The 9,355-nt window shown below is 72.8% G+C and carries 10 protein-coding genes; 2 read left to right on the top strand and 8 right to left on the bottom strand.

The window, feature by feature from the left end:
• Nucleotides 1-586: TetR/AcrR family transcriptional regulator (locus ACFWGJ_RS37165; protein ID WP_387333385.1), on the bottom strand; the 586-nt coding region annotated here is incomplete at its 3' end.
• 249 nt (nucleotides 587-835) lie between these two features.
• On the opposite strand from ACFWGJ_RS37165, the gene ACFWGJ_RS37160 reads away from it, so the two are divergent.
• A complete protein-coding gene (locus tag ACFWGJ_RS37160) occupies nucleotides 836-1,081 on the top strand; it encodes a DUF2630 family protein (RefSeq protein WP_387333384.1) in 246 nt (81 codons plus the stop codon).
• A 47-nt stretch (nucleotides 1,082-1,128) separates the two neighbouring features.
• Here the strand turns inward: ACFWGJ_RS37160 and ACFWGJ_RS37155 are convergent, their stop codons facing one another.
• From ACFWGJ_RS37155 to ACFWGJ_RS37145, 3 genes are all read right to left on the bottom strand, one after another.
• Nucleotides 1,129-1,824: an HAD family hydrolase gene (locus ACFWGJ_RS37155; protein WP_387333383.1), complete on the bottom strand. Its 696-nt coding sequence runs from the start codon at nucleotides 1,822-1,824 to the stop codon at nucleotides 1,129-1,131.
• Nucleotides 1,825-1,923: 99 nt separating this feature from the next.
• Nucleotides 1,924-3,159, bottom strand: coding sequence for an epoxide hydrolase family protein (locus tag ACFWGJ_RS37150; RefSeq protein ID WP_387333382.1), 1,236 nt, complete (start codon nucleotides 3,157-3,159; stop codon nucleotides 1,924-1,926).
• 48 nt (nucleotides 3,160-3,207) lie between these two features.
• Nucleotides 3,208-3,672: an Lrp/AsnC family transcriptional regulator gene (locus ACFWGJ_RS37145; protein WP_387333381.1), complete on the bottom strand. Its 465-nt coding sequence runs from the start codon at nucleotides 3,670-3,672 to the stop codon at nucleotides 3,208-3,210.
• Nucleotides 3,673-3,751: 79 nt separating this feature from the next.
• Between ACFWGJ_RS37145 and ACFWGJ_RS37140 the strand changes: the two genes are divergently transcribed.
• Nucleotides 3,752-4,888, top strand: coding sequence for a Glu/Leu/Phe/Val dehydrogenase dimerization domain-containing protein (locus tag ACFWGJ_RS37140; protein ID WP_387333380.1), 1,137 nt, complete (start codon nucleotides 3,752-3,754; stop codon nucleotides 4,886-4,888).
• On the opposite strand, the gene ACFWGJ_RS37135 is transcribed toward ACFWGJ_RS37140, so the two are convergent.
• The 4 genes from ACFWGJ_RS37135 to ACFWGJ_RS37120 form a co-directional block, all read right to left on the bottom strand.
• Complete coding sequence (locus ACFWGJ_RS37135) at nucleotides 4,875-6,119, bottom strand: VWA-like domain-containing protein (protein ID WP_387333386.1); 1,245 nt, start codon at nucleotides 6,117-6,119, stop codon at nucleotides 4,875-4,877. The genes ACFWGJ_RS37140 and ACFWGJ_RS37135 overlap by 14 nt on opposite strands.
• Before the next feature lie 167 nt (nucleotides 6,120-6,286).
• A complete protein-coding gene (locus ACFWGJ_RS37130) occupies nucleotides 6,287-7,552 on the bottom strand; it encodes an AAA family ATPase (RefSeq protein ID WP_387333379.1) in 1,266 nt (421 codons plus the stop codon).
• A 136-nt stretch (nucleotides 7,553-7,688) separates the two neighbouring features.
• Nucleotides 7,689-9,167, bottom strand: coding sequence for a hypothetical protein (locus tag ACFWGJ_RS37125; RefSeq protein WP_387333378.1), 1,479 nt, complete (start codon nucleotides 9,165-9,167; stop codon nucleotides 7,689-7,691).
• Nucleotides 9,167-9,355: hypothetical protein (locus ACFWGJ_RS37120; protein WP_387333377.1), on the bottom strand; the 189-nt coding region annotated here is incomplete at its 5' end. The genes ACFWGJ_RS37120 and ACFWGJ_RS37125, both read right to left, overlap by 1 nt.

Here is a 9,355-nt window from a genome sequence, read left to right as displayed (position 1 = left end):
GCGGGGCACCCCGCTCCCAGTCCAGCCCGTACCGCCGGAACAACTCGGCCCGCAGCACCGGCACCGGCATCGGGACCCCCGGCACCAGGGCCGCGTACACCGCGCCCATCAGCAGCGCCCGCAGCATCGGATAGTCGGCGGCGGTGTCCGGTGAGCCGTAGCGGGACATGGTGTCGCTCAGCAGCTCGGCCAGCCGGCGCTGCTCAGGACACTGCTTGAAGCCCTCGCCCTGCAGGATGCCCGCCATGTGCTGGCGCATCACCACCGGATGGTCCCGGGCGAGGCCCAGAATCGCGTCGATGGCCCGCGCCATCCGCTCCTTGCCGTCCTCGGTGCGCGGCTCGCGCTCCAGCGCCTCCTCCAGCGTGCGGTGCATCAGCCGGTGCACGGCGGACTGGACGAGCAGGCGTTTTCCGGGGAAGTAGTACGAGACGAGGCCCCGGGCGGAGCCCGCGCGGTCCGCGATGTCTCCCAGCGTCGTGGCGTCGTATCCGCGCTCGCCGACGAGTTCGAGCGCCGCCTGCAGAAGCCTCTCGCGGGAACGTCGCCGCAACTCTTCATTGACCGATGCGCTGCGAGGGGACATCCTATGTACTCCTGCGTTGACTGGCTGCCAGCCAACTATACTCAGCGCGTCCGGGCCGGTCCCCTCGGGGATCACTTCCGGGCTGCCGTCCGTCCGGGGCGACGCGGGGGATCGTCCCGGGCGGTCGGCAAGGAATGCGGCGCGTCCCTCCGGCGGGGGCCACCAGGGGGCCGGCCTGCCGTTCGGCGCTGTCGCCGAGCCTTCGTCCGCTGCTTACAGTGGGCAGGAGTGCCGAGGAGGCGTACACCCATGGATCAAGAGCAGATCCTTGCCAGGATCACGGCGATGGTCGACGACGAGCGCGCGCTCCGGGACGCCCTCGCGTCCGGGGAGATCGACAGCGCCACCGAACAGGAACGTCTGGGTCGGCTGGAACGCGATCTCGACCAGTGCTGGGACCTGCTGCGGCAGCGGCGCGCGAAGTCCGAGTTCGGCGAGAACCCGGACGACGCGCGCGTACGGCCGTCGTCGCAGGTCGAGGGCTATCAGAGCTGAGGACCGGCCCGGGGCCCGGTAGGGAGCGGCTGGGTATCAGGCGGGAATCACGGGCGGACCAGGTCCAGCACCGGCCGTAGTCCGTTCGGCCGGTCCGTCACCGGCAGATGGTCGACGAAGTACACCCCGCACCCCAGGGCCGCCGCTCCGCCGTCCGCGAGCCGGTCGTCCCCGACCATCAGGGTCTCGCGCGGATCGGCCCCGAGCGCGTCGCAGGCGCTCGCGAAGAGCCGTGCGTCCGGCTTCTGGACACCGTGCTCGTACGACAGGACGTAGGCCCCCACGTACGCGTCGAGGCCGTGCTCGCGGAACACCGGCCGCAGATCCCAGCCGATGTTGCTGACCACCCCGATCGCGACCCCGCGGTCGCGCAGCGTGTGCAGTACGTCGATCGCGTCGGCGTACGGACGCCAGGCCGCCGGATCCATGTGCCGGTCGTACAGCGCGTCGTACAGCTCCGGAGCGGGCAGCTCCACCTGGCGGCAGGCTCCGGTGTACGCGGCCCGGTGCGCCTCGGCGCTCTCGTCGCGGATGCCCCACAGCGCGGTCAGCTCGGGCGGCACCGGCCCCCGGTGAGGGGCCCCGCCGGGCAGCGCGCCCGCCGCCTCCAGTTCCTTCGCGGTCCGCAGCAACTCCTGCTCCGGAACGGATATCTCGGCCCCGGCCAGTACGGCGCGCAGCCAGCTCTCGGTGGATTCGATACGGAAGAGGGTCCCGGAGAAGTCGAACAACACGGCAGCCATGCGGGGGAAGTTACCCACACCGCGGCCCGGATATGTTCTCCCGCGATCCTCCGCCCCTGGTCAGAGCGGTGCCGCTCGCTGCCATAGGGCGGCGACAGCTCAGGGTCTGCGGCCCCGGAAGGTGCGGCGCAGGTCGCTCACCCAGGCATCGGGGTTCTCCCACGGGATGAAGTGACCTCCGTGCTCATGGGCGTTGACGTTGACGTGGTGGAACCAGGCGGACTGCGGGCCGGTCTCGAACGCCCGGACGCGCTCCTCGGCGCCGTGGACGCCGGGCGGGTTCTCGTACGTGACGAAGGTCAGACCGACCGGGGCCTCCACCACCGGGGTGCGGTCGTGGGAGGGGGCCCACGGATAGCGGTTGGCGTTGGCGTAATAACGCATCGACGTGGCGATGGAGTTGTTCACCCAGTAGATCGTGGCGTGGGTGAGCAGATCGTCCTTGCTGAAGACGGACTCGACGTCGCCGCCGTTGTCGCTCCAGGAGTTCCAGCGCTCCAGCAGCCAGGCGAGCAGTCCTGCGGGCGAGTCGCTCAGCCCGTGGGCCAGGGTGGCGCCGTCGAGCATGTGCACGGTGAGGTGGGACGCCGAGCGGTGGTCCAGCTCGACGACGCGGGCGCGGACCTCGGCGGGCTGGTCGTCGGTGAGGGGCCGGTTCCGGGCGAAGTCCCAGGCGCGGGGGCCGGTGAAGAAGTCCAGCGGCAGCCCGGAGCCGATGTGGATGCCGTACAGCTCGTCGGCGTACTTGTGGCCGAGCTGGCTGGTGACGATCCCGCCGATGTCACAGCCCCCGGCCGCGTACTTCGCGTAGCCCAGCGTCTCGGTCATCAGGGTGTGCCAGAGGTCGGAGACCTTCCAGAAGTTGACGTCCGGGAAGCCGGTGAGCGGGCCGGGGAAACCGAAGCCGGGCAGGGACGGCACGATGACGTCGAACGCGTCCGCGGGGTCACCGCCGAACGCGGCCGGGTCGGCGAGCGGGCCGATCACCTTCGACCAGTGCCAGAACGTCCACGGCCAGCCATGGGTGAGGATCAGCGGAACCGGGCGGGGGCCGCGGCCCGGCTCGCGCATGAAGTGCACCGGGACACCGGCCACGTCCACGCGGTACTGCTCGTGGCCGTTGATGGCGGCCTCGGCCTTGCGCCAGTCGTAGCCGTCCCGCCAGTGGGCCAGCAGCTCACCGAGGTAGCCGGCCGGGACGCCGTACGACCAGTCCTCGTTCCCCTCGTCCAGCGGCGGACGGGTCGCGGCGAGACGGGCGCGCAGATCGTCGAGCACCTCGTCGGGCACCTGGATCGGGGTGGGCTCCAGAGGGAAGGCGTGTGAAGGGGGCATGGCATGGGTCCTATGGGTGGGGCCGCCCGCCGCGCTGCCGGTGTGCTCCTACTCCGCGGGCGGCAGCGGGCCGAGGACCGGGTTGGTCAGATGCTGGTAGATGATCGAGGTGCGGAAGGCGATGATCTCGCGCCGGTTGGTGAACTGGTCCAGGAGAAAGGCGTGCAGGTGGTCGATGTCCTGGGCCGTGACATGGACCAGGAAGTCGTCGCTGCCGGCCATCGTGTACACGGAGACGACCTCCGGCAGCCGGGTCACCGACTGCTCGAACGAGGTGACCACGTCCCGGCGCAGCGGGCGCACCTGCGTGAACACCATGGCTTGCACCGAGCGGTTGAGGGCCTTGAAGGAGACCTCGGCGCGGTAGCCCTGGATGATGCCGCGCCGTTGCAGGAGCCTCGTGCGTTCCAGACAGGTCGAGGGGGCGATGCCGAGCTTTCCCGCGAGGGCGCGGTTCGACTGCCGACCGTCGGCCTGCAGTTCGCGCACGATCGCCGAATCAAGTTCGTCCACGGCTTCCTCCCCTGCCCCCACACCGAATGAGATTCGGTACGACTCCCGGTGGTCCGCGCATCAGCCTAGCTTCGGCGGCATGAGTCGAGCATTCGCACATGAAGAGGTCGTTGTCCGTCGTGGACGCCGCTCCGGCCTGCCGCTGATCGTCGCCGTCCACTCCCGTGTGCTGGGACCGGCGGCCGGCGGCTGCCGGATGCGCCGCTACGACACCTGGCAGGACGGACTGACCGACGCGCTGCGCCTGTCGGAGGCGATGACGTACAAGTCGGCGGTGGCCGGACTGGACTTCGGGGGCGGCAAGAGCGTGATCGCCCTGGACCGGGACACCGAAGTCACCCCGGGCCTGCGGGAGTCCGCGCTGGAGGACCTGGGCGAGCTGATCGCCTCCTTCGACGGCTCCTACCGCACCGGACCCGACATCGGCACCGGCCCCGAGGACATGGTGGTCCTGCGGCGCTTCTCGCCGTACGCGTACTGCGCGCCCGAGGAGCACGGCGGTACCGGGGACTCCGGCGGGCCCACCGCCGTCGGTGTCCTGGCCGCGCTGCGGGCCGGCGCCCGCCATGTCTTCGGCGACGCCTCCTGCACCGGCAAGGTGGTGGTCGTCAGCGGGTTCGGGTCGGTCGGCAGCCGGGTCGCCGCCGGCCTGGCCGCGGAAGGGTCGCACGTCGTGGTGTCGGACGTGGACCACTCCCGCAAGGAGGCCGCGCTCGCGAGCGGGTACGGGTGGGTCGAGCCCGGCCGGGCCCTGTCGGCCCCGGCCGACATACTCGTGCCCGCCGCCGTGGGCGGAGTGTTCGACGAGACGAGTGTTCCCCGGCTCACCGCGCCGCTGGTCGTCGGACCGGCCAACAACCAGCTCGCCGACGAGTCGATCGCCGACATCCTCGCGGAGCGTGGCACCGTCTGGGTGCCGGACTATGTGGCGGGCGCCGGAGGGGTCGCCTACACACTCGGCCGGGAGTCGGAGGGCTACGGCCACGAGGCCGCCCTGGAGCGGGTGGAGGGCATCGGCGACACCGTCGGACACATCCTGGACCTCGCGCGTACGACCGGCGTCACCCCGATGAGGGCGGCCCGTCAACTGGCCGAGCGCCGCCTCACCGCGGCCGGCTCTCCGGCAGCGGCAGAGACGGCTGCTGCAGATGCAGATACAAGGGCTGAAGCAGGGGCTGCCGCAGCTCCTGCCCGCCGGCCGCTCAGCCGATCGTGACGACACGCGCCCAGGACGGCGGAGTGCCCGGTACGTAGTCGGGGTTCTCCTCGTCCACCGCACGGGCCGGGCGCGGGAAGAGACCGACGACCGTACGGCAGGGCGGCGGCGCGGAGGGCCAGGGGGTCTGGCCGTCCGTGAGGGCGACGATCACGTCGGGGCGCGGCCGGGAACGCAGCGCCCGGGCGAAACCGGAGCGCAGGTCCGTGCCCCCGCCGCCGACCAGCTCGATGTTCTCCGCGCGGCACAGCGGTACGGCGACCCCGGCCGCCGCGTCGCAGGAGATCACCGACACCAGGTCGCGCCGCCCGCCCACCGCCCGCGAGATCGCCGCCACCTCCAGCAACGCGCTGCCCAGTTCGGCGTCGCTCACCGACCCGGAGGTGTCGATCACGACGCAGACACCGGGCGGCGTACGGCGCAGGCTCGGCAGCACCACTCCGGGCACACTCGCCGAGCGCCGGGACGGACGCCGGTAGCTGTGGTTCTCGCCCGCGCCCGGCGCGCCCGCCGCGGACCGCACCGCCGCACCCAGCAACTGCCGCCAGGGCTGCGGGGGCTGGAACGCCTCGTCCGCCCAGCGACGCCAGCCCTTCGGCGCCTTGCCCGGCCGGCCCTTGATCCCCTCCGCGACCCGGAAGCGGACCGCGTCCTGCTGGTGCCTGCTCAGCCCGTTCGCCCCGTCCGGACCCAGCTCCCACGGCCGGCCCTGCCCGTCGGCGCCGCTGCCGCAGTCCAGCCAGGCCAGGTCCGCGGTGAGACCGGACATCGACGCCGTCCGCAGGTACTCCTCCATCAACAGGCCGCCCGGCAGCCGCAACAGGGACGAAAGCACCGCTCCGGCGGGCCGCGGCAGACCGTCACCGTAGATGTCGTCGTTGATCTCGAAGTCCGCGGCGATGTTCCGGCGCAGCCTCCCCCAGTCTTCGGCCGGGGGGACCTCCGTCCCGCTTCGCTCGCCCGGCCCGAACTGCTCGTGCTGCCGCGCGTACCGCTCGCTCCTGCCGTGGTGGTCCCGGAGCAGATGGGAGACCTCGTGCACCCACACACCCGCCAGTTCCTCCATCGGCATGCGCGCCACGAACCCCGGGGAGACATAGCAGCGCCAGTGCGCGTCGACCGCCATCGTCGGCACCGACCGGTCCTCCACCACGTGCAGGGCGAAGAGCGCAGCGGCGAGATAGGGGCGCACCTTCACCGCGTGCAGCCGGGCGGCCAGCAACTTCTCCATGTCCAGGGGGAGTCCGGCCACCCGGTCCGCCGCACCGGAGCCGGCCGGCGGCTTCGGCGGGGCGGCCCGCACCGGACGCGGCGGCGCGGGCCGGGGCATCGGACGCGGCCGGGGGTGCGGGGCCCGCTGCTCCGGAGTCCGTTGGTCCGGGGTCCTCGGGGTCCCCGTCATCGGCATGTTCCCGCCGCCGCGCGCTCGGCAGCCGCGGCAGCCGCCGCGACCCGCTCCACCGACCGGTCCGCCCGCCGGGCGAGACCCACCACCCCGGCCAGCCGGTCCATCGACGCGGGCACCTCCCAGTCGTCGCGCCGCACCGCGGCCAGCGCCGTAGCCGGGGCGACCAGCAGGTCCGCGGTGCCGGTCTCCAGCGCCCGCACCAGCACCGCCCAGCCCGCCTCCCAGCGCTCCCGTTCCGGCCGCGCCCCGACGGCCGCCACCACCGCCTCCAGCGTGGCCTGCCGCAGATCACCCCGCTCCGGCAGTTCGGCGGTGGCCGGGTCGGCGAGCAGCGTCTCCGGATCCGGCAGGTCCATCCGGTCCAGATAGGCGAGGAGTTCGAGTCCGGGGCCGTCGCCCACCGCTCCCCGTACGAGCAGGGCCAGCACCTCACGGGAGACCGAGGCGGCCGTGCCGAACGCCAGCAGCGTCAGCGCGGCGTCCCAGCTCCGGGGCGAGGGCCACGCACCGCCACGCCGTGTCTCGGTGCTCGGCAGCCGGTGGATCAGCGTCGGCCGGGCGGTCAGGAAACCACAGACCGCGCGCCGTGAGAAGGCCACCGCCTCCGCCAGCAACTCCGGCGCCAGCCTGGGCAGTTCGGCCCTCGGCCAGACACCGCCCAGCCCACGCACCACCACCTCCTGATCGTGCACCCAGTACAGATGCACGAAGCGGTTGGCCAGCGGCGGGCTCAGCTCCCACCCGTCCGCCGCGGAAGCGCGCGGATTGGCGGCGGCCACGATCCGTACGCCCGGCGGCAGTTGGAGCGCACCGACCCGCCGCTCCAGGACGACCCGCAGCAGCGCGGCCTGCACGGCCGGGGTCGCGGTGGAGAGTTCGTCCAGGAAGAGGAGTCCGCGACCGGCCCGTACCAGCTCCACGGCCCACTGCGGCGGCGCCATCGGCACGCCCTGCGTCGCGGGGTCCTCGCCCACGACGGGCAGCCCCGAGAAGTCGGACGGCTCATGGACGCTGGCGATCACGGTCGTCAGCGGCAGATCGAGCGAGGCCGCGAGCTGGGTCAGGGCCGCGGTCTTGCCGATGCCCGGCTCGCCCCAGAGCAGCACCGGCAGGTCCGCCGCCACGGCCAGGGTGAGCGCTTCGAGCTGCTCGTCGGGGCGCGGCTCGGTGGTGGTCGTCCGCAGGAGCGACAGGAGGCCGTCGGCGACGGCGAGACGGGTGTCCGCGGCGGGCAGGAGCGTGGTGCTGAGGGTCATGGGCATCACCTGGAGGGGATCGGGGGAACGGGCGAGCCCGTCCTGGACGGCAGGGAGACGTGCGGCGCGGAACGCGCGGCAAGAGCGGGGAGCAAGGAACGAGGAGCGGGGAAAGAGGGCTTCGGCGGGTCGCCGGTCACGACGCCAGACCGGTGCGGGGCCGGGAGCGGCCGGTCAGCTTGCTGCGCAGCGGAAGCGGCGTGAAACGGTCGAGCCGGGGGCGGTGACCGGCCTTCACCCGTCCCGCGCCCGGGTCGTTCGCGCGACCTGAGCCGCCCGCGCGGTCCGAGCCGCCCGCGCCACCCGGGAGGTCCGCGCCGCCTGCCGTACCGGCGGCGGGGTGCACGGCGACCAGGCCCGAGCGGAAGAGCCCGTGGTCGACGTGCCGGGCCGCGGCCCGCTCCAGTTCCTCGCGGAGCGGTCCGTCGCGCAGGACCGCACCAGGACCGAGCAGGCCTTCGACCACGGCCAGTGCCCCGGTGGCATCACCGTGGCGCAGCCGCTCCCGGACCGCGGGCAGCGCCTCCGGATCCCGGTGCACCGTGTCGATCGCCCGCAGACAGGGCAGCGCGGGCCCGCCGAGCGCCACGAGCAGTTCCTCGCGCCGCAGTTGGGCGGGGTCGTGGTCGACGGCGGTCAGCACACCGTCCCGCAGCGCGATCCGATGGGTCTCGCCACGGCACTCCACGCGATGCGGATCGCCGGGTTCGGGTACGGGACCGCCCACCGGCGCCACCCCGTACTCCGCCAGGGCTGTGGCGACGAGAGGATGCAGCCGTTCGGGCGGGATCAGTCCCGTCCGCAGGAGCTCCAGATCCGGCAGGACCCGGGCCGCCGCCTCCGGGAGCACCGGGAGCGCCGCGACCTCCTGCGGCGGCAGCACACCGTCGGGCAGGGGCCGGAGTGCGGGGACATGGCTGTCGTCGGGGGCGACGAGTTCGAGTACAGCCCGTCTGCGGGCACCGAGCCGTACGGTGAAGGCCCCGCGAGGAAGTCCCCCGGCCCGCAACAGCAACTCGGCCTCGACGGCCCAACGGCCCGTCGCCCAGGGGGAGTCGTGCAGCGAATCCTTCTCGGCGCCGCACCGCGCCCGCAGCTCGCCGCTCCGCCCGGCGTCCCAGAGATGCCGGTGCAGATCCAGCCGGAAACGCCGCTCGGGGTGCGGATGGGGGTGGTGGTCGGGAGGGCCGCTCCCGGGTCCCTCCCACAGCGCCAGGGACATCCACTGCCCGCCGTCCGCCCAGGCCGGCGGGGTCCGCACCACCAGGTGCAGAGGCGGGTCGGCGTAACTGCCGTAGCGGGCCAGCGAGATGGTGAGTCCGGGACGGAGCCGGCCGTCCGGGGCGATGCGGGGCAGGTGCCAGCGGAGCAGATCCGGCGCCAGCCGGCGCAGGTCCTTACGGAGGCGGGTGACGACTTGGGTGCCGTGGCGACGGCGCACGGCGCGAAGATCGAGATCGACGTGGACACGGGCGGCGGCGCAAGCCCCCGCCCAGTCGCCGGCCGCACGCCGTGCGGTCGCGTTCTCGATCATGGACGGTGGCACGGCGTACTCACGTACGCGCCGCCACATCAGCAGGTGGGAAGGAATCTCATCCGCGAAGTGAGGTGCCATCAGCACTCACCTTGCGCGAATGATTCCCCCAATCCGGAAAAGGAGAAGATGTTCATCGCCCGCATGCTAACCACGGCGACGACGATCTGTCTTCCCTCTTTTTTACGAGCCCTTCTTTTTACGAGCCCTTCTTCATGTGCCGTCCTGCGTGCCGGATCCCGGACGGGGGCTGCCGGCCGCGTCGCGGT

Origin of the sequence: Streptomyces sp. NPDC060205 (assembly GCF_042728395.1) — a bacterium.
GTDB lineage: Bacteria > Actinomycetota > Actinomycetes > Streptomycetales > Streptomycetaceae > Streptomyces.
Note: the sequence above shows the minus strand (reverse complement) of the source record. Positions and strands in the feature narration are given on the sequence as shown.

Bases quoted from the DNA above. Each gene is read 5' to 3' on its own strand.
- ACFWGJ_RS37160 (WP_387333384.1), top strand. From the start codon at position 836: ATGGATCAAGAGCAGATCCTTGCCAGGATCACGGCGATGGTCGACGAC.
- ACFWGJ_RS37155 (WP_387333383.1), bottom strand. From the start codon at position 1,824: ATGGCTGCCGTGTTGTTCGACTTCTCCGGGACCCTCTTCCGTATCGAA.
- ACFWGJ_RS37150 (WP_387333382.1), bottom strand. From the start codon at position 3,159: ATGCCCCCTTCACACGCCTTCCCTCTGGAGCCCACCCCGATCCAGGTG.
- ACFWGJ_RS37140 (WP_387333380.1), top strand. From the start codon at position 3,752: ATGAGTCGAGCATTCGCACATGAAGAGGTCGTTGTCCGTCGTGGACGC.
- ACFWGJ_RS37135 (WP_387333386.1), bottom strand. From the start codon at position 6,119: ATGGAGAAGTTGCTGGCCGCCCGGCTGCACGCGGTGAAGGTGCGCCCC.
- ACFWGJ_RS37130 (WP_387333379.1), bottom strand. From the start codon at position 7,552: ATGACCCTCAGCACCACGCTCCTGCCCGCCGCGGACACCCGTCTCGCC.
- ACFWGJ_RS37125 (WP_387333378.1), bottom strand. From the start codon at position 9,167: ATGGCACCTCACTTCGCGGATGAGATTCCTTCCCACCTGCTGATGTGG.